This is a genomic window from Corynebacterium sp. AOP12-C2-36, assembly GCF_052379185.1.
GTDB lineage: Bacteria > Actinomycetota > Actinomycetes > Mycobacteriales > Mycobacteriaceae > Corynebacterium.
Genome location: NZ_JBQSYJ010000002.1, coordinates 129,767 through 152,588, shown reverse-complemented (window position 1 = coordinate 152,588; position 22,822 = coordinate 129,767). Strand labels below are relative to the sequence as shown.

Annotated in this window: 18 protein-coding genes, 1 tRNA gene, 1 other RNA gene and 1 pseudogene; 5 read left to right on the top strand and 16 right to left on the bottom strand. The window is 69.9% G+C overall.

Annotated elements, in window-relative coordinates; genetic code table 11:
- Nucleotides 1-29: 29 nt before the first annotated feature.
- From ACT3UN_RS02135 to ACT3UN_RS02105, 7 genes are all read right to left on the bottom strand, one after another.
- On the bottom strand, nt 30-1,607 hold the full coding sequence (locus ACT3UN_RS02135) for an acyl-CoA carboxylase subunit beta (RefSeq protein WP_444656078.1): 1,578 nt from the start codon (nt 1,605-1,607) through the stop codon (nt 30-32).
- The gene (locus tag ACT3UN_RS02130; protein WP_444656076.1) at nt 1,604-3,478 is read right to left on the bottom strand and encodes an acetyl/propionyl/methylcrotonyl-CoA carboxylase subunit alpha; all 1,875 of its coding nucleotides are present in this window, start codon (nt 3,476-3,478) and stop codon (nt 1,604-1,606) included. Before ACT3UN_RS02130 ends, ACT3UN_RS02135 begins: the two co-directional genes overlap by 4 nt.
- Nucleotides 3,479-3,857: 379 nt before the next feature.
- Entirely contained in the window at nt 3,858-4,244 is a 387-nt protein-coding gene (locus ACT3UN_RS02125; RefSeq protein ID WP_301441779.1) for a DoxX family protein, read from the bottom strand.
- Nucleotides 4,245-4,341: 97 nt separating this feature from the next.
- On the bottom strand, nt 4,342-4,986 hold the full coding sequence (gene recR, locus ACT3UN_RS02120) for a recombination mediator RecR (protein ID WP_301441778.1): 645 nt from the start codon (nt 4,984-4,986) through the stop codon (nt 4,342-4,344).
- A 12-nt stretch (nt 4,987-4,998) separates the two neighbouring features.
- On the bottom strand, nt 4,999-5,313 hold the full coding sequence (locus tag ACT3UN_RS02115) for a YbaB/EbfC family nucleoid-associated protein (protein ID WP_301441777.1): 315 nt from the start codon (nt 5,311-5,313) through the stop codon (nt 4,999-5,001).
- 88 nt (nt 5,314-5,401) lie between these two features.
- Nucleotides 5,402-6,325, bottom strand: coding sequence for an aldo/keto reductase (locus tag ACT3UN_RS02110; protein ID WP_444656074.1), 924 nt, complete (start codon nt 6,323-6,325; stop codon nt 5,402-5,404).
- Nucleotides 6,326-6,333: 8 nt separating this feature from the next.
- Nucleotides 6,334-8,799, bottom strand: coding sequence for a DNA polymerase III subunit gamma and tau (locus tag ACT3UN_RS02105; RefSeq protein WP_444656072.1), 2,466 nt, complete (start codon nt 8,797-8,799; stop codon nt 6,334-6,336).
- A 206-nt stretch (nt 8,800-9,005) separates the two neighbouring features.
- On the opposite strand from ACT3UN_RS02105, the gene ACT3UN_RS02100 reads away from it, so the two are divergent.
- The gene (locus ACT3UN_RS02100; RefSeq protein ID WP_444656070.1) at nt 9,006-10,313 is read left to right on the top strand and encodes an HNH endonuclease signature motif containing protein; all 1,308 of its coding nucleotides are present in this window, start codon (nt 9,006-9,008) and stop codon (nt 10,311-10,313) included.
- A gap of 89 nt (nt 10,314-10,402) precedes the next feature.
- Here the strand turns inward: ACT3UN_RS02100 and ACT3UN_RS02095 are convergent, their stop codons facing one another.
- The 3 genes from ACT3UN_RS02095 to ffs form a co-directional block, all read right to left on the bottom strand.
- Nucleotides 10,403-11,029, bottom strand: a complete 627-nt coding sequence (locus tag ACT3UN_RS02095; protein ID WP_444656068.1) for a hypothetical protein — start codon at nt 11,027-11,029, stop codon at nt 10,403-10,405.
- 3 nt (nt 11,030-11,032) lie between these two features.
- Nucleotides 11,033-12,343: an aminotransferase class I/II-fold pyridoxal phosphate-dependent enzyme gene (locus ACT3UN_RS02090; protein ID WP_301441772.1), complete on the bottom strand. Its 1,311-nt coding sequence runs from the start codon at nt 12,341-12,343 to the stop codon at nt 11,033-11,035.
- Between the two features lie 183 nt (nt 12,344-12,526).
- Nucleotides 12,527-12,623: signal recognition particle sRNA small type (gene ffs / locus ACT3UN_RS02085), an RNA gene on the bottom strand.
- 147 nt (nt 12,624-12,770) lie between these two features.
- Here ffs and ACT3UN_RS02080 point away from each other — a divergent pair.
- Nucleotides 12,771-12,859 (top strand) — tRNA-Ser (locus ACT3UN_RS02080).
- Between the two features lie 63 nt (nt 12,860-12,922).
- On the opposite strand, the gene ACT3UN_RS02075 is transcribed toward ACT3UN_RS02080, so the two are convergent.
- Entirely contained in the window at nt 12,923-13,702 is a 780-nt protein-coding gene (locus ACT3UN_RS02075; protein ID WP_444656066.1) for a TSUP family transporter, read from the bottom strand.
- A 121-nt stretch (nt 13,703-13,823) separates the two neighbouring features.
- Here ACT3UN_RS02075 and ACT3UN_RS02070 point away from each other — a divergent pair, with 121 nt between their 5' ends.
- Both ACT3UN_RS02070 and ACT3UN_RS02065 read left to right on the top strand, forming a co-directional pair.
- Nucleotides 13,824-14,738: a carbohydrate kinase family protein gene (locus ACT3UN_RS02070; protein ID WP_444656064.1), complete on the top strand. Its 915-nt coding sequence runs from the start codon at nt 13,824-13,826 to the stop codon at nt 14,736-14,738.
- Between the two features lie 39 nt (nt 14,739-14,777).
- Nucleotides 14,778-16,073 (top strand): D-serine ammonia-lyase, encoded by a 1,296-nt coding sequence (locus ACT3UN_RS02065; RefSeq protein WP_444656062.1) that lies wholly within the window; start codon nt 14,778-14,780, stop codon nt 16,071-16,073.
- 32 nt (nt 16,074-16,105) lie between these two features.
- On the opposite strand, the gene ACT3UN_RS02060 is transcribed toward ACT3UN_RS02065, so the two are convergent.
- On the bottom strand, nt 16,106-18,175 hold the full coding sequence (locus ACT3UN_RS02060; protein ID WP_444656060.1) for an NAD(+) synthase: 2,070 nt from the start codon (nt 18,173-18,175) through the stop codon (nt 16,106-16,108).
- Between the two features lie 32 nt (nt 18,176-18,207).
- Complete coding sequence (locus ACT3UN_RS02055) at nt 18,208-18,648, bottom strand: universal stress protein (protein ID WP_444656058.1); 441 nt, start codon at nt 18,646-18,648, stop codon at nt 18,208-18,210.
- A gap of 134 nt (nt 18,649-18,782) precedes the next feature.
- On the opposite strand from ACT3UN_RS02055, the pseudogene ACT3UN_RS02050 reads away from it, so the two are divergent.
- Nucleotides 18,783-19,556, top strand: a pseudogene (locus tag ACT3UN_RS02050) (LLM class flavin-dependent oxidoreductase); the annotation flags it as partial.
- Between the two features lie 374 nt (nt 19,557-19,930).
- Here the strand turns inward: ACT3UN_RS02050 and ACT3UN_RS02045 are convergent.
- The 3 genes from ACT3UN_RS02045 to ACT3UN_RS02035 are packed head-to-tail and all read right to left on the bottom strand — an operon-like array spanning nt 19,931 to nt 22,820.
- On the bottom strand, nt 19,931-20,731 hold the full coding sequence (locus ACT3UN_RS02045; RefSeq protein WP_444656056.1) for an ABC transporter ATP-binding protein: 801 nt from the start codon (nt 20,729-20,731) through the stop codon (nt 19,931-19,933).
- Nucleotides 20,728-21,774 carry a FecCD family ABC transporter permease gene (locus ACT3UN_RS02040; protein ID WP_444656054.1) on the bottom strand — a complete coding sequence of 349 codons (1,047 nt, stop codon included), beginning with the start codon at nt 21,772-21,774 and terminating at the stop codon, nt 20,728-20,730. The genes ACT3UN_RS02045 and ACT3UN_RS02040 overlap by 4 nt, the downstream gene beginning before the upstream one ends.
- Nucleotides 21,771-22,820 (bottom strand): FecCD family ABC transporter permease, encoded by a 1,050-nt coding sequence (locus ACT3UN_RS02035; RefSeq protein ID WP_444656052.1) that lies wholly within the window; start codon nt 22,818-22,820, stop codon nt 21,771-21,773. The genes ACT3UN_RS02040 and ACT3UN_RS02035 overlap by 4 nt, the downstream gene beginning before the upstream one ends.
- Nucleotides 22,821-22,822 lie beyond the last annotated feature (2 nt).

The window sequence follows — 22,822 nt, the reverse complement described above, 5'->3', positions numbered from 1 at the left end:
CTTAGTTGTCCGACGGTTCTCTGCAGGGGTCACAAGGGCCCGTTGGAGTGGAACTTGAAGTGGCGGCGGTCGCGGTCCTTGGTGCGCAGGGAACGCAGCGCGGAGGCCAGGGTGTCGCGGGTGTCCGCGGGGACGACGATGCGGTCGATCTCACCGGTCTCGACGGAGAAGTTCGGGTTGATGTTCTCCGCCTGGTACTCGTCGGCCAGCTGCTTGGTGTAGTCGGCCTTCTCTTCGTCGGGGACCGCGGCGATGTCGCGGCGACGCAGGATCTGCACGGCACCCTCGGCACCCATCACGGCGATCTCGGCGTCCGGCCAGGCGAAGGCGAAGTCCGCGCCGATGCCCTTGGAACCCATCACGATGTAGGCGCCGCCGTAGGACTTGCGGGTGATCATGGTGACCACCGGCACGGTGCAGTTGCCGTAGGCGTAGATCACCTTCGCGCCACGGCGGATGATGCCGGCGCGCTCCTGCTCGGCGCCGGGCAGGTAGCCGGGCACGTCGACCAGGGTGACGACCGGCAGGCCGAAGGCGTCGCAGCAGCGCACGAAACGGGCGGTCTTCTCCGACGCCTCGACGTCCAGCGTGCCGGCGTTGTGCATGGGCTGGTCGGCGACGATGCCGACCGGCTTGCCCTCGATGCAGGCGAAGCCGATGACGATCGAGCGGGCCCAGTGCTCCTGGACCTCCACGAACTCACCGTGGTCGACGAGGGATTCGATGACCTCGACGACGTCGTAGGGCATGCGGTTGTCCGCCGGGACGATGTCGCCGACACCGCGGGAGGCCTCGATGTCCTCCTTGGTGGGGACGTAGTCGTAGGACGGGGTCTCGTCGTTGCAGTTCTGCGGCAGGTAGTTGAGCAGGGCGCGGGCGTAGTCGATCGCGTCCTCCTCGTCCTCGGCGAGGTAGTGGGCCACACCGGAGACGCTGTTGTGCATCTCCGCGCCGCCCAGGTCGTCCAGGCTGATCTGCTCACCGGTGACGGCCTTGACCACGTCCGGGCCGGTGACGAACATGTGCGAGTTCTCGCGCGGCATGATCACGAAGTCCGTGAGCGCCGGGGAGTACACCGCACCGCCGGCACACGGGCCGAGGATCAGTGAGATCTGCGGGATGAACCCGGAGGCCTCGCAGGACTTGCGGAAGATACGGCCGTACCACGACAGGGCGGCGACGCCCTCCTGGATCCGGGCTCCGCCGGAGTCCAGCAGGCCGAAGCAGGGAACCCGCTCGGCGATCGCCCGGTCGATGATGTCCGTGATCTTCTGGCCCTCGACCTTGCCGAGAGTGCCGCCGCGGATGGAGAAGTCCTGGGCGTAGATGGCAACGGTGCGTCCGTCGATGGTGCCGAAGCCGGTGGCCACGGCGGAACCGAGGAAGCCCTCGGCGGGGTCGCCGCCGAAGAAACGGCCGTACTCCACGAACGAGCCCTCGTCGCAGAGCATCGCGATGCGCTCACGCGCGGTGTACTTGCCCTTGCCGTGCTGGAACTTCTGGGCCTTCTCGTCCGCGGCGGCGGCGAGTGCGTCGTAGTCGACGGAGGCCTTCGCTGCGATCTTCTCGATCTTGTCGGTCTTGTCGGTCTTCTCGGCGGCGGTCATTCTGCGGCCTCCTCGGTGCTCTCGGCGTTGATGTGCAGCAGCGTGTCGCCGGCGTTGACGTTCTGGCCGACCGCGACGTCGATGGACGCGACGGTTCCCCCGGCCGGGGCGTGGATGTACTTCTCCATCTTCATCGCCTCCAGGACGATGACCACGTCACCCTCCCCGACGGACGCACCGGGCTCGGTGCCCATGCGCACGACGATGGCCTGCATCGGCGACTTCAGCGCGCCCTCGGCGGTCAGCGACTCGCCGACCGGGGCGGCACCGGCGGCGGCCTCGCCGCCACGACGCCGGGAACCGCGACGCGGCTGGCTGCGTCGGACACGCGAGCCGATCTCCTGGCCCATCTCGCCCAGGTTGCCCAGCCCGCTCTGCATCATCGAACCGAGGTTCGCCAGCCCGTCGGGCAGGGTGATGCGGTGGCGACGGCCGTCGATCTGCGCGGTGAAGGTCCGCAGTGCCGCGGCGATGCTGCTCTCGTCGTCCTCCCCGTCGGACTCGGAACCGAGGTTCTCCATGTCCACGGCCGGCAGGAAGGTCGTCTCCAGCCAGCGGGTACGCACCCGCAGGTCACCGTGGTCGTTGGTGGCGTCGAAGTCCGGGTGGGCCATGATCAGGTCCAGCACCGGGGTGGAGGTGGCGATGCCCTTGATGGACAGCTCGCCGAGCGCGCGGCGTGCCCGGGCGATCGCGCGGGGACGGTCCGGGCCGGTGACGATCAGCTTGGCGATCATCGAGTCGAACTCCGGGGAGACCTTGTCGCCGAGACGCACACCGGTCTCGATGCGGACCCCGTGGCCGGCCGGCCACTCGAGTTCCTTGATCTTGCCCGCGGTCGGGGTGAGGTCCTTGGCGGGGTCCTCCGAGGTCAGGCGCAGCTCGATGGAGTGGCCACGGATCTCGGGAACCTCGGGGATGCTGCCGCCGTCGGCGATGGTGAACTGCGCCTCCACGAGGTCGAGCCCGGTGACCTCCTCGGAGACGGTGTGCTCGACCTGCAGGCGCGGGTTGACCTCCAGGAAGAAGAGTTCACCCTCCTCGGTGAGCATGAACTCGCAGGTCCCCAGACCCACGTAGTCGGTGTGGTCGAACAGGGCCTTGGACCACGTCTGCAGGGTCTCGTCGGCACCCTCGGGCAGGAACGGTGCCGGGGCCTCCTCGATGACCTTCTGGTGGCGGCGCTGCACCGAGCAGTCGCGCGTGGTGACCACGGCGAAGTTGCCGTGGGAGTCACGCATGCACTGGGTCTCGATGTGACGGCCGGAGACGATGAAACGCTCCATGAAGAACTTGTCCAGGTCACCGCCGGCCATCGCGTGGCCTGCGGCGAAGGTCTTCAGGTCCTCGTCGGTGCGGATGACCTCGATGCCGCGTCCGCCGCCTCCGTCAGAGCGCTTGAGGACGATCGGGTATCCGTGGGCGGCGACGAAGTCGTCGACCTCCTCCATGGACTGCACCGGGTCGGTGGTGCCGGGCACCGGCGAGACGCCGGCGGCCAGGGCGGTGCGCCGGGCGCTGATCTTGTCGCCGAGCTGGCGGATCGTGTCCGCGGCCGGGCCGAGCCAGGTCAGACCGGCGTCCGCGACGGCCTGGGCGGCGTCAGGCACCTCGGAGAGGAAACCGTAGCCGGGGTGGACGGCGTCCGCCCCGGCACGCTGTGCGACGTCGATGATCTTGGCGATGTCGAGGTAGGTCTCCTGGAGGGTGGTGCCCTCCAGCGAGTACGCGTCATCTGCCAGGGCGACGGCAGGTGAGTCGATGTCCTGGTCGGAGTACACGGCAACGGAACGAAGTCCCAGGTCACGGGCAGTACGGACGACACGTGCGGCGATCTCGCCACGATTGGCCACGAGGATGGTGGTCGGCATCGGGCTCCTTTCGGAGAGTCGGTTCATGAAGGGCTCAACGCGACGCGCGCCCGAGATCGTTCGGGCACGGTGCGCGTGAATAGGGATGAACTCTAGGAACCGCTACGGACAGCTCCGACCCGTTCTGTTCTGCACATATATGTGCTCTACCCCCACACCCCGCCGGAAACCGGCTCCACCGGACGGGCTTTCCTTAGGTCAACAAGTGTTTTTGCCGGCCCGGACGACCCCGCCGTCCGCCCACCCCCGCACGATCCCTGACGGGACCCCACCCCGTCGACATGTGCCTTGCGTCACTCTATGCGGACACCTTTACCGACATAGTGATTACAAGATTGTCATCCCCCCGACAAAACTTCCCCGTAGGGGATGTTCTGTCCTACTCCCCGAGCCTGCTCGTGGACACGATCATGGGCACCTGACCTGCGACGCGAGCCCATGCGCCGGCCTTGAACAGTGTGCTCTTGGAGTCCGAGGCCTGCCAGTCGATCGCCATCTTGATGTTGCCGGGCCACACACCGAGCAGGAACAGCGACGCCGGCTTCGCCGAGGCCGCCCGGGTGGACGGGTTGGCGATCGCCGCGGCGAGGGCGAGCTCGATGACCCCGCTCCCCCACGTCCAGTACTTCTGCTCCCCGGGGAGTTCCTCCGGGACGATGGAGTCGAAGAAGCGTCGCTGCGCGAAGTGCAGCACCCCGGCTCCGCCGAAGACGGTGGCCCAGACTGCTGCCCTGGCATTCGCGAGGTTCTTGTTTCGTGTGGTCATGGCCCTCACGCTACGCCGACGCCGACCCCCTGTCAGCGCTTTCGTGGGCAAGGACACCCCGGTGAGGTAAATGCCGCTTATGTGGCTCGCGCGCCCGTTACCGGATCGCGGTGCGGCCCTCGAAGGCCCGCGACAGCGTCAGCTCGTCGACGAACTCGAGGTCGCCGCCCATCGGGATTCCCGAGGCCAGGCGGGACACGGTCAGCCCGGGGAACTCCTTGAGCAGTCGCCCGAGGTAGGCGGCCGTGGCCTCGCCCTCGGTGTTCGGGTCGGTGGCGATGATGACCTCGGAGATGTCCGGGGCGTCCGCCACCGTGCCGTCGGCGGCTACGACGTCGTCCACCCGACCGCCGATACGCTGCACCAGCGCGGTGACGTTGAGCTCCTTCGGGCCGACGCCGTTGAGCGGGTCCAGGGCGCCGCCGAGGACGTGGTAGCGCCCGTCGTACTCACCGGTGCGCTCGATGACCTGGATGTCCTTCGACTCCTCGACGACACACACGATGGTGGCGTCGCGGGTGGAGTCCGCGCAGATCCGGCAGACCTCCTCGGAGGACACGTTGTGGCAGATCCGGCAGTAACGCACGCCGTTCTGCAGGCGCGACAGCGCGCCGCCGAGCCTGTCCAGCTCCTCCGGCTCTGCCTGGAGGAGATGGAAGGCGATGCGTTGGGCGCTCTTGGGCCCCACCCCGGGGAGGCGGGAGAACTCGTCGATCACGTCCTGGAGGGGACCTTCGAACACGGTGGACTCGTCCTAGAAGCCGAGGCCGTCGAGGCCCTGGGACAGCGGCCCCATCTTCTCGTTGGAGAGGTTCTTGAGGTTCTCCCCGGCGTCCTGGTAAGCGCCGATGACGAGGTCCTGGAGGGTCTCGACGTCCTCCGGGTCCACCACGGACGGGTCGATGGAGAGGCTCTCGACCTCTCCGGAGCCGCGCAGGGCGACCTTGACCAGGCCGTTGCCGGCGGTGCCCTCGACGGTGGAGGCCATGATCTCGGCCTGCGCCTCCTGGAGCTGCTGCTGCATCTGCTGGGCCTGGGCCATGATCTGGTTCATGTCGGGCTGGCTCACGGTGTGTTCCCTTCGCTGTAGGTTCAGGTCGTTCGTTCTGGTCTTCTACCCCGTCGGAGTTTACCTGCTGACGGCGTCCGCAACTGATTCAGGGAAGACGGTGCCCGGCGGCGCGCAGCAACCGGTACCACTCGCGGCGGGACAGTTCGACGTCCGCACCGTCGGACGCCTCGGCGAAACGGGACGGATCGGTGGAGCCGAGGACGACCTGCATGCGTGCGGGGTGGCGCAGGATCCAGGCGGTCGCCACCGCCGCGGGGGCGACGCCGTGGGCGTCGCCGATCTCCCCGAGCACGGCGTTGAGTTCGGCGTAGCCGGGGTCGCCGAGGAACACCCCGCGTTCCGTCCCCTTCTGGAACGGCGACCACGCCTGCACCGTGATGCCGTTGAGGCGGCAGTAGTCGAGGACGCCACCGCCGTCGACGTCCACCGCACCGGGTTCACCGACGATGTTCGCCGTGAGTCCCTGGGTGATGACCGGCGCGTGGGTGATCGACAACTGCAGCTGGTTGACGACCAGCGGCTGCCGGACCGCGGTCCTGAGCAGGTCGATCTGCCGGGGCGTGTGGTTGGAGACCCCGAAGGCCCGCACCTTGCCCGTGGCCTCGAGTTCGTCGAATGCCCGGGCCACCTCGTCGGGCTCCACGAGCGCGTCGGGACGGTGCAGCAGCAGGACGTCGAGACGGTCGGTGCGCAGCGCCGTCAGCGACTCCTCGACCGTGGCGATGATGTGCTCATAGGACGAGTCGTAGTACGGACCGTCGGTGACGATGCCGACCTTGGACTGCAGGACGATCTCGTCGCGTTCGGACGCGCTGAGGTTCAGCGCGTCGGCGAACCTGCTCTCGCAGCGGTGGTAACCGCCTCCGGGCGCGCCGACGCCGTAGAGGTCGGCGTGGTCGAAGTACGTGACGCCGCGTCCGCGGGCCGTGTCGTAGAGCGCGCGGATCTCGGCGTCGGTCTTCTCGGCGATCCGCATCATCCCGGCGATGACTGACGGGGCTGTACTCATCATTCTCCTTACCGCGTGCGCTCCGCCCCGAGGTGCTTCTCCAACAGCTCGCCGGCGATCTCGATGGCATTGCGGTGGTCGATGTTGGCCGAAGACGGGTCGTTGAGCTGCGCCATGGCCTCCTCGGCCTCCGCCCGGTCGACACCCTGCGGCCCCTCCGGATCCGGGGGTACCGCACCGGGGCCGTCGTCCCAGGGCTCGGACGGTTCGTCCGGCAGCGGGACACCATTGAATCCGCCGTTGTCGGCGGGACCTGCTCCCGGGCCGCCGAACCCGCCAGGACCACCGGTGTTGCGACGTGCGTCGATCTTCGCGCGACGGGCACGCCAGCCGGAGAGTTCCTCGGCGGGACGTTCGTTCCTGGCGGTGGGCGACGGGGCGGTGTTCTGGAAGGAGCTCTGGGGCTGGGGTTGAGCCGGTTGGCGGGGTTGCTCAGGCTGCGCCGGAGCCACCGACTCGGCCTGTCGGGCCCGCTGCAGTGCCATGTCGACGGGGTCCGCCGGTCGGGTGGGCTCGGGCGCAGGGGCCGGCTCTGGTGCAGGTTCAGGCGCTGGCGCCTGCTCGTGCTCCGGCTCCGGCTCCGGCTCCGGCGATGGTGTGGGCTCCGGCTGCGGGTCAGCCGCAGCCTCAGCTTTTCCCGGCGACTCCTGGGGCACACCGGCACCGACACCGACACCCGCAGTCACACGCACGGACTCGCCGGTGACTTTCTGAACCGCTTCCGCGTAGATGGCGGCATGGTCGGGAGCGTTGACGTAGTTCGCCAAGGCTCCGGTGTGGTGGTTGAGGTAGATCGTCGGTGCACCGTCCTCGCCGACGGCACCTTCCTGCGCCGTGGCATCGCGCGCGGCGATCCATGCGGCGAGGTTGGCGTCCTTCAGCGTTTCGAGGACCTCGCCCCACTTGTCGACGGGGTGGGCGCTCCGCGCTGGCTCGGGCGCCGGTTCAGGTTCCGGTGTGGGCTCCGGAACCGGCTCCGGGATGGGTTCGGGTTCTGGTGTCTGCTCCGCGGCCGGTTGCCGGCGACGTCGCATGATCTCGCGGGCACGCTCGGCCTCGGCCCTGCGGTCGTCCTCGGGAGAGGTCTCCGGCGCCGTAGCCGGAGCGGGAGCAGGTGTCGGCGTTGCGTCCGGCGTCTGTTGCCCCGCGGGCTGGGCAGGCGTCGGCGCAGACTGCACCGATTCTTCCTGCATAGTCGACGGAGCCGACTGCGTCTGCTGCGCCTGCTGCGCAGCCTCCGCCTCCCTCTTCGACTTGCGCACGTAGGGACGTCCGGATCCCGCTGGCGCGGCATTCCCGGTACCGGCGCCCACTCCGCCCGTGCCGCCGCCTGCCTCGAGGGCCTCGACACGCTGCGCGAGCGCCTCGACCGTCATACCCGCGGCGGGCAGGGCCATACGGGCGCAGAGGATCTCCAGCAGCAGTCGGGGCGCTGTGGCGCCACGCATCTGCGCCAGGCCCTCGTTCACCAGGGAGGCGCACCGCGTCAGCGTCGCCTGCCCGAGGGTGTTCGCCTGCGCGGTCAGCACCTCACGCTGGTCGGTGGGGGCGTCCACCAGGCCGGTGTCGAAGGCTTCGGGCACGGCCTGCACGACCAGCAGGTCCCGGAACCGGTCCAGCAGGTCCATCGCGAACCGGCGCGGGTCGTGGCCGGCGTCGATCACGTCGCTGACGCAGCCGAACAGCCCCGCCTGGTCCTGATCTGCCAGCGCGTCCACCGCCCGGTCAATGAGCGAAATGTCAGTGAACCCGAGCAGGGCCACCGCACGGTTGTAGGTCACGCCCTCCTCACCGGCACCGGCGAGCAGCTGGTCCATGATGCTCAGCGAGTCACGCGGGGAGCCCCCTCCCGCACGGATGACCAGCGGGTAGACCGAGTCCTCGACAACCGCCCCTTCGTCCTCACACACGCGGCCCAGCAGGCCACGCATCGCCGGCGGGGTCAGCAGCCGGAACGGGTAGTTGTGCGTCCGCGACCGGATGGTCTGCAGCAGTTTCTCCGGCTCCGTGGTGGCGAAGATGAAGATGAGGTGCTCCGGGGGCTCCTCCACGATCTTCAGCAGCGCGTTGAAACCCGCCGAGGAGATCATGTGCGCCTCGTCGATGATGAACACCCGGTAGCGAGAGTCCGCCGGGGCGTAGAACGCCCGGTCGCGCAGCTCGCGCATGTCCTCGACACCGTTGTGCGTCGCCGCGTCCAGCTCGGTGACGTCCAACGTCCCCGGCCCGCCGGGCGCCAGGGCACGGCAGGACGCACACTCGCCGCAGGGCGAGGACGTGGGCCCCTGCTCGCAGTTCAGCGAGCGGGCGAGGATCCTCGCCGACGAGGTCTTGCCGCAGCCCCGCGGACCGGAGAACAGGTAGGCGTGGTTGATCCGCCCGCTGTCCAGTGCCGTCGACAACGGTTCGGTCACATGTTCCTGCCCCACGACCTCGGCAAACGACGCCGGCCGGTACTTCCTGTAAAGAGCCACGGACCCAGCCTACAAGGCGCGACGGACATGGTCTGCCCCACCGTCGAGACCGGGGGAAGGCATCGTCCGGCACATCCCGGCAAGAGCCCGCCTCTCGAGTGCGCACACCACGGAATACGGCCATTATTCGAACATACTGTTGACCATGTCCGTGGCCTGTAGTACACTTCCGTCAAGGAAGCCAACCACAGGGGGACACTGGCACCATGACCACCGACAACACCACTCCCTTCATGAGCATGGACGACATCCAACGCCACCTCAACCACGGTGAGATGCTGCTCATCGCCAAACTGCGCGACATCGCCGCCACCGAGCGCCTCTCCACCGCACTGGCACTTCGTGGACGCTCCCGCGGCGACGCAATGTGTTTCGCTCACGCAGGCGAACTCGCCGCTCGAAACCTCGAACTGTTCTGCGCGGTGATCACCACCGGCATCCTCGCCGCCGACCACCTCGCACTGATCCGCCGACTGATCCACGCCCAACTTTCCACCGTGCCCAAGGCACACCACGACGAGATCACGGGGCATCTCGACGCGGCGGTGAACGCGCACGTCACCCCTTGGCTCCGCGAAACCACCCGCCTGGTCACCTTGCGCGAGATCGAGGACCGGGTCACCGCGGCGATCCTCGACGCCGCACCGGAACTCGCCAACGACACCGCCCTGGCCCAGGAGGACACCGCCACGCTGAAACGCCGGGGCAACAAAATGGTCTTCACCTCCGGCAACAGCGTCACCCTGGCCGCCATCGACGACAAACTCGACAAGCAGGCCCTCGTCCTGCTCGCCGATGCCCGACGCCGCCAGGAAGCGCTGCCCGAGGACGAACGCACCGAGTTGCCGACTCGCTCGGAACTCAAGGCCCAGGTACTGCTCGAACAACTCGGCGACAACCCCACGAGCATGACCATCCGCGTGAACCTCTACCGCGCCACCCTCGACGGTATCCACGGCACCGGTGCCGGCTACGTCACCGGGGTGGGGTGGATCAACCCGGCCACCGCAGACCGCTTGGAGCACGAGTCCTCCTACGTACGGGTGCTGCACACCGACCCCGACAAGTATCCGGAGACGGACGCCTACGCGTTCACCACCGCGCAGAAGGCCTACCTCGACGGCCGCGACGGGACCTGCAGGTTCCCGAACTGCGACGTGACTGCCACGCTGTGCGACAACGACCATATCGTCAACTCCCCGCACACCGACCCCACCAGCGACGGCGCCACTCATCCGAGCAACGGACAGAAGCTGTGCCGACCGCACCACCGGCTGAAGACCGAGGGGGTGTGGTCCTGCTCCACCGCAGACGACGGGTTCACCATCGACTGGGAAGGCCCCAACGGCAGGCGCTACGCCACGTACGCCACCGGCCCCCTGGCCGAGGCCTACGATCCGGACGCCGACTACCCGGACTATCCCGACGAACCGCTTGAACCTGCAGAACCAACCGAACTTGTTGAACCAACCGAACCGGACGGACCCGCCACCACCGAGGATCCGCCGGACTAGAAGCCGGCCGCAGCTACGCCGAAAGCCCCCGCACCTTCACAGGTGCAGGGGCCGGACGTGCGGGTCAGGACCAGAATTGCCCCGGAGGCTCAGCGCCACACGTCGTTGAGATTCGCCTGCGACGTCGCCAGCATCTGCTGCACCGCACCAGGACCACCGTCCACCGCCACGCGGTACTCGTCCTCGGTGAGCATCACCAACTGAGCGAACACCGTCATCCGTTCCGGATGCGTGTACTCGTGCTGCGACCCGCCACCGTGACGACCACCGAAGTTCACCTCGTGGACGTTCGGCACCCCGTCCTCCCACAGGAACGGCGGGACGAGCAGACCGTGCTGCGCGGTGATCGTGTCGTCCACGTGCCAACCCAGCTTCGGCAGGAGCAGCCCCGGCTGCGGCGACAGCTGGATCGGGTCACGGGAGATCATCGTCGCCGCGGCCATCACCAGGTCCGCCGCCGCACGGCCGTGACCCGTGGTCACGGTGATGAACTCGACCCGCAGGTCCGAACCGTCCTCCGTGACCAGCAACGGTTCGATGCGCGCGGCGTCCAGCGTCGCCGCAACGGTCTCCGCGTCAGCCGCCTCATCCTCCCCACCCAGGTGGATCTCGGCGACCGTGAACTCCGGGAAGCTCTGGCTCACCCGGCGCCGCGACGTCGTAAACTCACCCGGCAGCAGGTCACCGACCCAGTACGTCGTCTCCTCGAGATTCACAGGCTACTCTCCGGCGGCCGCGGCTTCCGCCGCCTCGATCGCGGCGAGCAGGATGCAGGTCGCCACGCCGTCCATCGCGACCTCGACCTCCTCCAGCGGAGGCATCGACGGGGCGAGCCGCAGGTTCCGGTTGTCCGGGTCCTTCTTGTACGGGAACGTCGCACCCGCACCCGTCAGCGCGATGCCGGCGTCCTTCGCCAGCTCGGCGACGCGCGAAGCGGTGCCGTCGACCACGTCGACGGAGATGAAGTAGCCGCCGTCCGGGTTCGTCCACTCGGCGATCCCCAGGTCACCGAGGCGGCGCTGCAGGATGTCGGTCACCGCCGTGAACTTCGGCGCCATGATCCCGGCGTGCTTGCGCATCACCACGCGCACGCCCTCCGCGTCGCCGAAGTAGCGGGCATGGGCCAGCTGGTTGACCTTGTTCGGGCCGATGCCACGCGCCGAGGCGAAGCTGCGGTACCAGTCCAGGTTCGCCGCCGAGGAGTTGAAGAACGCCACACCGGCACCGGCGAAGGTGATCTTCGAGGTCGAGGACATCGCCCAGAAACGGTTCGGGTTGCCCTGCTCCGCGGCCAGCGCGACGATGTCGATGACCTCGGGGAACTCCTCGGTGAGGGTGTGCACCGCGTAGGCGTTGTCCCACACCACACGGAAGTCCGGGGCGGCGGTCTCCATCGACGCCAGACCCTCGGCCACCTCGCGGGAGACCGACCAGCCGGTCGGGTTGGAGAACACCGGCACCGTCCACATGCCCTTGACCGCGGGGTCCTTGACCAGTTCACGCACCGCGTCGAGGTCCGGGCCCTGCTCGGTCATCGGCACGGTGATCATCTCGTAGCCGAAGGTCTCGGCGATGGTGTGGTGGCGGTCGTAGCCGGGCACCGGGCAGATCCACTTCACGGTCTCCTCGGCCGACCAGGGGCGCTGCGAGTCGTTGTTGCCGAAGGTGTGCGACCACGACACCAGGTCGAACATGATGTTCAGGCTGGACGAGTCGCCGGCGATCAGCAGCGACGGGTCCACGCCGAGGAGCTCGGCCCACAGCGTCCTGATCTCCTTGAGGCCGTCGCCGCCACCGTAGTTGCGGGTGTCCACGCCGTCCTCGGAGGTGTAGTTCACGCCCGGGAGGCTGAGCAGGTCCATGCCGAGGTCGAGCTGCTCGGCGGAAGGCTTTCCACGCGTGAGGTCGAGCGTCAGGTTGCGCTCCTTGAGCTCGCGGTAGGCCTTGTCGGCCTCGCCCCTCAGGGACCTCAGGTTCTCGATCACGTCGGTGTTCTCGGCGTTCGCGGTGTTCGCGTGGGTGAGCTTCATAGTCCCGCAGGACCTCCTCGACTTCAACGGGTGGGTTCGGTCCGAGTGTAGTTGGCGGCGACGGGAACCGACAGGGTGCGCCCCACCCGTCAGCACCACCGGTTCCGCGCTGAACCCGTCCTCCAGGACGTCCGCCCCCGGGCAGGCCGCCCCCACCGCCCTACGGTGTCACCACCGCGAAAAAATAAGAGGACACCGCGCACCCGCCAGAGCTCGTTGACCCTTGCTGCATTCCTGCCCTGGGGGAGTTCACAAGATGCACGCCGCGCGGCGTCCGGTCCTCATAGTAGCAAGCCGGGCCCCGCGGAGCCAAGACCGGTCGCCCGGCAGCGCCGCCACATGCCGGCGTCACCCCATTTTCACCCTCCCACCTGGGAATTCACCCGCGTTTTGCATCTGCGACACCGTCGTGTGTATATTTCTCGGCGGAGGATTCGACTAGCGGCCTATGTCACACGCCTGGAACGCGTGCGGGAGTCACATCCCTCAGGGGTTCAAATCCCCTATCCTCCGCCAACACGAAACCCCCGGTCCTCGGACCGGGGGTTTCGTCGTGCGCTCACCACCGCTCACCACCGCTCACCCCGCGATCAGGTCGTACCCCAGCTTCGCGGACATCACGACGACGACCACCAGGATCACCACGCGCACGAACCCGGTCCCCCTGCCGAGCACCATCCGGGCACCGATCTGCGCGCCGACCACGTTCGTCACCGCCAGCCCCAGGCCCAGCAGCCACAGCACCTCGCCCTGCAGCGCGAAGGTGACCAGCGCGCCGAGGTTGGTGAACACGTTGATCACCTTCGCCCACGCGGCACTGGTGATGAAGTCCCCACCCAAAAGGGAGGTGAAGCCAAGGATCAGGAACAGCCCGGTGCCGGGACCGAACGTGCCGTCATACACGCTGATCGCGGCGACCAGGGCGGTCAGGCTGAGCCAGGTGCGCACCCCGGGGCCTGTCCCGGCGAACGCACCGGCCCCCGCCCTCTGCCCGAACGAGGGCCGCACGGCGATGAACACCCCCACGGCGACGAGCAGCACGATGATCACCGGGCGCATGACCTGCTTGTCCACCGAGGAGGCGATCATCGCCCCACCCGCCGAACCGAGCAACGCCACCGGCGCGAAACGCAGGGCCTTACGCGCCGAGGGCACCTTGCGCGCCAGCACCGCCGCCGAGCTGGCGGTCCCGAAGATCGCGGCGACCTTGTTCACGCCCAACGCCTGGGCGTTGGACATCCCCGGGTTCAGGATCATCACCAGCGGGATGAGGATCAGTCCCCCACCACCGACCACGGCGTCCACCCACCCGGCCGCCAACGACCCGACGAGCAGCACCCCGATCACCGTCACAGACACCGCGCACCTCCTCCGTCTCCTACCAACCGGTATGAGCGTACCGGCACCGCGCCTACACTGGCCCCGGAAAACGTTGAACCCGGAAAACGTAGAACCCGAGAGCATCCCAGGAGCCCCACCGATGACCACCCGCATCGCCGTGATCGGCGAGTCCCTCGTCGACGTCGTCCAGGAGGGCCCGACGCAGGAACGCCACGGCTACGTCGGCGGGTCACCGCTCAACGTCGCGGTCGGTCTCGCCCGCCTCGGGCTCCCCGCCACGCTGCACACCCGCATCGGACGCGACGGCTACGGAGGGATGGTCGCCGGACGACTGGCGGACGAGGGCGTCGCCGTGCCGGACGGCGCGCTCGTCGACGACCAGACGTCCACCGCCACGGTCACCCTCGCCGACGACGGTGGTGCGAGCTACGACTTCGACCTCGTCTGGGACCTCCCCGCGCCGGACGTCTCGGACACCTCCGGGGTCACGGTGGTGCACACCGGCTCGATCGGTGCCGTCCTCGAGCCGGGCGGGACGGTGGCCCGCACGGCCGTGGCCACCGCCGGCCCCGGCGTCCTGCGCACCTACGACCCCAACGTGCGCCCCGACATCATGGGCGACGCCGGCACCGCGCGCCGCGTGATCCGCGACCTCGCGGCGTCCTGCCACGTGGTGAAGTTCAGTGACGAGGACGCCGCCTGGCTCGGCGACGGCCGCACCGCGGACGAGGTGCTGGCGGACGTCGCGGCGTCCGGCCCGCGGGTGACGGTGATGACCCGCGGCGCGGACGGCTGCACCGCCGTCGTCGACGGCGTCACCCACGAGGTGCCCGGGCGGAAGGTGGAGGTCGCCGACACCATCGGCGCCGGCGACGCCTTCATGTCCGGCCTCCTGTTCGCCCTGGTCAGCGACGGCAGCGACCGGCTGCTCGTCGCCGGTGAGCCCCTCGGCACCGACCGGGTGGCCCGCGCACTGGACACCGCGGTGGCCAGCGCCGCGGTGGCGGTGTCGCGTGCCGGGGCGCAACCGCCGCACCGCGATGAACTGGTGTGAGCGACCACCTCCGGACGTGCACCTCTAGACTCGGCCACCATGCACTCACTTCGGGACGCCCTGACCACCGACGCCGACCGGGCCGTCTTCGACGACCTCGTCGCCGGACGCCCCACCGTGTGGCGTCCCCACCGTGGTGGGACGGCGCCTGACCACAGCGCACTCAGCGCGCTTGCCCCGCTGGTCGACGCCGCGGAGGACCGCTTCCGCTGGTTCGCCCCGCTCTTCGAGGAGCTCTTCCCCGACACCCGCGGCCGCGGCGGCATCATCGAGTCGGAGCTGACGAAGGTCACCGCGCTCAGCGAGGCATTGGGCACCGGGTTCGACGCACCCGTGCCGGCGAACCTGTGGGTCAAGCGGGACGACTCGCTGGCGGTCAGTGGCTCGGTGAAGTCCCGCGGCGGCATCCACGAGGTCCTCCAGACCGCGGTGGAGACCGCCGACGAGCTGGGCATCGACCTTGCCGACGGGCCACTGACCTTCCTCTCCGAGACCACCCGGGAACGCATGGCCACCCGGCGGATCGTCGTCGGCTCCACCGGCAACCTGGGCATGTCCATCGGACTGATGGGCGCGGTGCTCGGCTTCTCCGTGACGGTACACATGTCCCACGACGCCAAACAGTGGAAGAAGGACCGTCTGCGCGCCTCCGGGGTCGAGGTCGTGGAGCACGAGACCGACTTCACCGAGGCCGTGCACGCCGGACGTCTCGCCGCCGAGGCCGACCCGCACGCCCATTTCATCGACGACGAGAACTCCCGCAGCCTCTTCGCCGGCTACGCCGTCGCAGGACGCCGCCTCGCCGGTCAGCTCGCGGCGTCCTCCGTCGTCGTCGACGCCGGGCACCCGCTGACCGTGTACCTGCCGTGCGGTATCGGCGGGGCACCCGGCGGCATCACCTACGGGCTGTGGGAGACCTTCGGTGACGCCGTACGCTGCGTGTTCGTCGAACCCGTGGCGATGCCCTCCTTCCTGCTGGGCCGGCTCACCGGGCGCGACGACGCCGTCGCCGTCACCGACATCGGACGCGGCGAGGCGACACTCGCCGACGGTCTGGCGGTCGGGCGTCCCTCCGGATTCGTCGACGCGACCGTCGGCCACCTCGTCGCCGGGTACGCCACCGTCACCGACGACGAACTGATGCGCGTCCTACGCCTGGCGCACGACGTCGCCGGCATGAAGCTTGAGCCGTCCGCCTGTGCGGGGCTGCGCGCAGCAGGATGTCTCGGGGACGGTGACGGGGACGGCGGCACGCACATCGCGTGGCTGACCGGCGGTTCCCTGATGCCCGACGAGGAGTTCGCCGCGCTGCTCGACAGTTCCGCGGCGTTCTAGTCGACAGTTCCGGGGGATTCTCCGGGACGCGACTACTCCGGCGGGTACGCGGCGTCGAGTTCCGCCAGCCAGGCGCGGGCGTTGCCGTCGGACGGGGCCCGCCAGTCGCCCCGCGGCGACAGCGAACCCGCCGGCGACACCTTCGGCCCGTTCGGCACCGCGGTGCGCTTGAACTGCGCGAATCCGAAGAAGCGCTGCAGGAACGTGCGCTCCCACCGCACGATCGTGGCCAGGTCGTAGGTGTAGCGGTCCTGCGGGGGGAACCCCGCGGGCCATTCGCCGGCGTCGGCGTCGCGCCATGCGTGCCACGCCAGGAAGGCGATCGTGGACGGCCGCGTCCCGCGCAGCACGTGCCACAACGTGAAGTCGTGCAGCGCGTACGGCCCGATCGTGTCCTCGGTCGACTGCACCTGCCCGTCCGCCCCGGCGGGCACGAGCTCCGGGCTGATCTCGGTGTCCAGCACCGAGCGCAGCACCACCGCGGCGTCCTCCCCGACCACGGTCCCGTCGGCAATGACCCAGCGGATCAGGTGCTGGATCAGCGTCTTCGGCACACCGGAGTTCACCGCGTAGTGGCTCATCTGGTCGCCGACACCGTAGGTGCACCAGCCCAGGGCGAACTCGGAGAGGTCACCGGTGCCCACCACCACCCCGCCGAGGTGGTTGGCCAGGCGGAACAGGTAGTCGGTGCGCAGGCCCGCCTGCACGTTCTCGAAGGTGACGTCGTACACCGGCTCGCCGTCGCCGGCGGGATGCCCCATCTGCCGCAGCATCTCGGTGGCCGCCGGCCGGATGTCCAGGGTCTCGATCGTCGCCCCCATCGCCTCGGCGAGCTTCACCGCATTCGACTTCGTGTGGTCGCTCGTGGCGAAGCCGGGCATCGTGTAGGCCAGGATGTCGGAGCGCGGACGCCCGGTACGGTCCATCGCCCGGGCCACGACCAGCAGCGCGTGGGTGGAGTCCAGCCCGCCGGACACCCCGATCACCGGCCGCGGGTTCCCGATGGCCTGCAGCCGCTGGACCAGGCCGGACACCTGGATGTTGAAGGTCTCGTAGCAGTCCTGCGCCAGACGTGCCGGGTCGCCGGGCACGAACGGGAAGCGCGCCACGTCGCGGTACAGTCCCACGTCACCGCGCGGGGCGCCGAGGGTGAAGGAGACGGTGCGGAACGCCGCGTCCCGCGTGCCCGCGGCGTCCTGCACGCTCCGGCGGTTGTCGTCGAAGGTGCCCTGGCGCAGGCGCGCGGCGCGTAGCCCGGCGACGTCCACGTCGGCGACGCTGACGCGCGGGCCGTCGGGGAAACGCTCCGTCTCCTCGAGCAGCACGCCGCGCTCGTGGACCATCGTCAGACCGTCCCACGAGACGTCGTTGGTGGACTCGCCCTGACCTGCGGCGGCGTACACGTACGCCGCCAGGTTGCGTGCCGACGCCGACTTCGCCAGCAGGTGACGGTCGTCGGCGCGCTGCACCGTGATCGGGCTGCCCGACAGGTTCAGCAGCACCGTCGCCCCCTGCAGCGCCGCCAGCGACGACGGCGGCACCGGCACCCACATGTCCTCGCAGATCTCCGCGTGCAGCGTGAGCCCGGGCACGTCGGACGCCTCGAAGAGCAGGTCGGAGCCGAAGGGGACGTCCTGCCCGCCGATGCTGATGCTCGCCGCGCGCACGTCGTCGCCCGGCGCGTACCAGCGGCGCTCGTAGAACTCCCGGTACGTCGGCAGGTAGGACTTCGGGGTCACACCGAGGACGCGGCCACGGTGGACGACCACGGCGCAGTTGTACAGCCGGTTGCCGTGCACCAGCGGCGCGCCGACGACCAGCACGGGGAGGAGGTCGGCGGACGCGGCGACGATGTCGGCGAGCGCGTCGGTGACGGCGTCGAGGAGGACGTCCTGCATCACCAGGTCCTCGATGGCGTAGCCGGTGAGGCTGAGCTCGGGGAACACGGCGACGGCGACATCACGCCCGTGCAGGTCACGGGCGGTGTCGAGGATGGTGCGGGCGTTCGTGGCAGGGTCGGCGACGGCGACCGGGACGGTGGCGGCGGCGACGCGGGCGAACCCGTGCGCGTAGGCCCCTGCGGTGGGCTGCTGTTCAGGCATGCGTCCAGTGTGCCAGGCGGGTGCCGGCCCTTCTATCGATGCACGGTGTTGACGATGTAGACGTTGCAGCCCGCCTCGGCGGTGACCTTGCGCGCCACGCTGCCCAGGATCCGCGCGAGCCCCTGGACGCGCTTGTTTCCCACCACGATCAGGTCGGCGTCCAGCGCCTCGGCCTTGCCGACGAGCACCTCCGCCGGGGAGCCCACCCCGGCGGACGCCACGACGGTGAGTTCCGGGTGCGCCGCGCGCAACTCGGCGGCGACGGCGTCCGCGCTGCTGCGGGCGTTGGTCGCCAGACCGTCCGACGTCGTGGAGGACGCCGCGGGGCTGCTGCCGTCCCTGCCGCCCTCGGTCTCGATACTGTAGGAGTCGTTCGCCGCGTAGGCGGTGACGACGTGCAGCTCCGCCCCGAACCCCTCCGCCAGCTCGGCGGCCTTCCGTGCGGCCCGCAGCGCCGTCTCGCTCGAGTCCACGCCTGTGACCATTACCTTGACCATCTTGATCTCCCGTTCCTGCCGGTGTACTTCGCGTCGTGAACCATCATAGGCCGACCGGGCGCGGCCCGGAGGGCGGCTCTCCGGTATGAGGCAATGCTAGGCTCACCACCATGTACCTCGGCGTCCTCCCCGCAAGCCCGTGGCAGCTCCAGAACGCCTGGCCGGAGTCCCCGGAGTTCACCTCCCGCGCCATGGACCCCACGCTGTACGCCGGGCTCGCCCGTGACTGCGAGGCCGCCGGCATGGACTTCCTCTTCCTGCCCGACAAGCACGTCGCCAACGCCGCCCCGCCCGGGCGCCCCGACCCGTCGATGGTGGACAGCTGGTTCGAGCCGCTCACCCTGCTCAGCTACCTCGCCGCCGTCACCTCCCGCATCGGCCTGGTCCCCACCCTGTCCACCACCTGGTACGAGCCCTTCCCGCTGGCCCGCCAGATCCTCAGCCTCGACCACCTGTCCGGGGGACGCGCCGGCTGGAACGCGGTGTCCTCGCACCCGGGCCTGGAGCAGCCGAACTTCGCGCACCGCCCGGAGGACACGCGTGAGGGGATGAAGGCACGCCACGCCGAGGCGGTGTCCCTCGTGAAACGGCTGTGGACGTCCTGGGACGCCGACGCGGTGGTCGCCGACGCCGACGCCCGGCGGTGGACGCGCCCCGGTACGGTGCGCCCCGTCGACCACCACGGCGAGTACTTCGACGTCGCCGGCCCGCTCACCCTGCACCGGTCCGTGCAGGACCACCCGCCGGTGGTGATGGCCGGGGCGTCCGACGGTTTCCTGCGCACCGCGGCGCGCGACGCCGACGTGGTGTTCACCGCACTCAGGGACGCCGACGACGCCCGCCGGGCCGTCGGAACCCTGCGCACCTTCGCCGGGGAGGAGGGACGTACCGGGCAGGACGGCCCCGCGGCTCATGCCGGGCTACTTCGTCTCCGCCGCCGGGTTCCCCGAGTTCGGCTCCCCTGGCGAGCCGGGCCCGGCGGGACTGCACTTCCACACCCCCGCCACCGGCGGGCGTGCGCCGTCCGGCCGGGACGTCGCCGGGCACCTGGTGCGCATCGTCGAGGAGACGGGCCTGGACGGGTTCATCCTGATGCCCCGGCTCATCCCCGAGGACCTCCGGTTCCTGTGCGACGAGGTCGTGCCGGAGCTCGTGTCCCTCGGCGCCCGACCGTCCCCGTCGGGGCTCCCCACGCACTCCACGTTGCGGGCGAACCTGGGGATGAACCCGGGGATGAACACGGGTGCGACCGGTTAGCTCACAGCACCCGGTGCCGTCCGATCGGCAGCACCAGCGGCGTGCCGGACACCGGGTCGTCGATGATGCGCGAGTGCAGCCCGAACACCTTCTCCACGCGGGCCTCGGTGAAGATCTCCGCCGGCGCGCCCACGGCCTCCACTCCCCCGTCGGCGATCATCACGACCTGGTCGCAGTAACGGGCGGCGAGGTTGAGGTCGTGCAGCACCATCACGATGGTGATGCCGGACGCCTCGTTCAGGTCGGTGAGCAGGTCCAGCACCTCGACCTGGTGGGCCACGTCGAGGAAGGTCGTCGGCTCGTCCAGCAGCATCAGGTCGGTCTGCTGTGCGAGCGCCATGGCGATCCACACGCGTTGGCGCTGCCCGCCGGAGAGTTCGTCGACGGCCCGGTCGGCCAGCGCGGCGGTGCCGGTGGTGTCCAGGGCGAAGGCCACGGCCTCGTCGTCGGCGGCCGACCAGCGCGACATGATGCCCTGGTGCGGGTGGCGTCCGCGTCCCACCAGGTCGGCCACGGTGATGCCCTCCGGGGCGATCGGTGACTGCGGCAGCAGCCCCAGGGTGCGCGCGAGCTCCTTGGCCGGACGCGAGTGCACGTCCCTGCCGTCCAGCAGGACGTGGCCCGAGGTGGGCTTGAGCAGCCGGGACATGGACTTCAGCAGCGTGGACTTGCCGCACGCGTTGGCGCCGATGATGCCGGTGACCCTGCCGGGCAGCACGCTGAGGTCGATGCCGCGGATCACCGCGCGGTCCCCGTAGCCCAGGTTCAGGTCCTCGACGGCGAGGGAGTGTTCACGAGTCACAGTGCGCCTCCAGTGGCGTTGCGCCGGTTGGTGCGGATGATGAGGTAGATCAGGTACGGCGCGCCGAGTACACCGGTGACGACGCCCACCGGGTAGCGGGCGTCGAAGGCCCACTGGCCGGCGAAGTCGGCGACGAGCACCAGCAGAGCGCCGACGAGGGCGGCGGGGACGAGCAGGTTGGTGCCCGGCCCCACGAGCCGTGCGGCGATGGGCCCGGACAGGAAGGCGACGAAGGCGATCGGCCCGGCCGCGGCGGTGGCGAAGGCGATCAGCCCCACCGCCGCGACCACGAGGACCAGCCGGGTCAGGGTGACGCGTACGCCGAGGGCGCCGGCGGTCTCGTCGCCGAGCTGGGTGACCGAGAGGTTGCGCCACTGCGCCAGCAGCACCGGCACCAGCACGACCAGGGCGAGCAGGACGAGACGGACGTCGTTCCACACGGCGTTGTTGAGGCTGCCGGTGAGCCAGCGCATCGCCGTCTGGGTGTCCCACGTCTGTGCCCCGGAGAGCTGCCAGTTGGTGAGGCTGGTGAGGATCGCCGAGACCCCGATGCCCACCAGGATCAGCCGGGTGCCGGCCACCCCGCCCTTCCACGCCAGGGCGAAGACGAGCAGCGCCACACCGAGCCCGGCGGCGATGGCGAAGGCGGACACGCCGGCCCGGCTCAGCGACAGGCTGAGGATGGCGAAGACCGCCGCGGCGGACGCCCCGGAGCTGATGCCGATGATGTCCGGGCTGGCCAGAGGGTTGCGCAGCATCGTCTGGAAGACCACCCCGCCGAGGCCGAAGGCCAGGCCGCAGACCACCGCCAGCGACGCGCGCGGCAGGCGCAGGCGCCCCACGGTGAAACTCGCCCCGGGCACGGTCTCCCCGGTGGCCACGCGCCACACGTCGCCGAGCGGGTACACGGTGTGCCCGTAACTCAAGGACGCCAGGTAGGACGCCACGACGAGGGTCGCGAGCACGGCCACGAGCGTCCACCACCGCCGGTGGCGGCCGCGTCGTTCCGCCGCGACGGCCTGAACTGTGCTGGTTACACTCATAGCGCACGCACCTTCTGACGTCGGACGATGGCGATGAACACGGGCGCACCGATCAGGGCGGTGAGGATGCCGACCTCCAGTTCGGACGGGCGGGCGACGATGCGTCCCAGGATGTCCGCGGCGACGAGCAGCACCGCGCCGGACACCGCGGCGAAGGGGATCAGCCACCGGTGGTCCACGCCGACGAGCAGCCGGCAGGCGTGCGGGACGACGAGGCCGACGAACCCGATGGGCCCGGTCACCGCCGTCACCGCACCGCACAGCACCACCGCCCCCAGGGCGGCGCACGCCCTGGTCAAGGCCACCCGCTCGCCCAGCCCGGCGGCCAGTTCGTCGCCGAGGGCGAGGGAGTTCAACCCGCGTGCGGACAGCAGGCAGACCAGGAAACCCACGACCAGGAACGGGGCGACGAGCCGGATGGAGTCCCACGTGCCGCCGCCGACGCCGCCGATCTGCCAGTCGCGGGCGAGGTCGACGAGGTCGGCGCGGGTGAGCATGATCGCGCTGATGAAGGACGTCAACGCCGCCGCCGTGGCGGAGCCGGCGAGCGCGAGTTTCAGCGGGGTGGCCCCGCCGTGGCCCAGTGAGCCGATGACGTAGACGACCACGGCGGTCACCGCCGCACCCGCCATCGCCAGCCAGATGTACTGGTTGGTGGTGGTCAGGCCCAGGAACGCCATGCCCATGACCACCGCCAGCGCCGCACCGGTGTTGACCCCGAGGATGCCGGGGTCGGCCAGCGGGCTGCGGGTGACGCCCTGCATCACCGCGCCGGTGACGCCGAGCGCCGCCCCGGCGACGACGGCCAGGACGGTGCGGGGGATGCGTTTGGCGACGGAGGCCTGGTCGAAACCGTCGGCGGAGCCCCCGTAGGCGGCGAGGATGTCGGCCAGCCCCACGTCGCGCGAGCCCACGGCGGTGGAGACCGCCATGACGACGAGCAGCACGACCACCGCCACGACCAGCCAGAGGGTGCGCAGCGTCGTCGAACGGCGCAGGCGCTCAGCCGTGGTCTCGGCTGTGTTCGTACTGGTCGTGCTCGTCATTA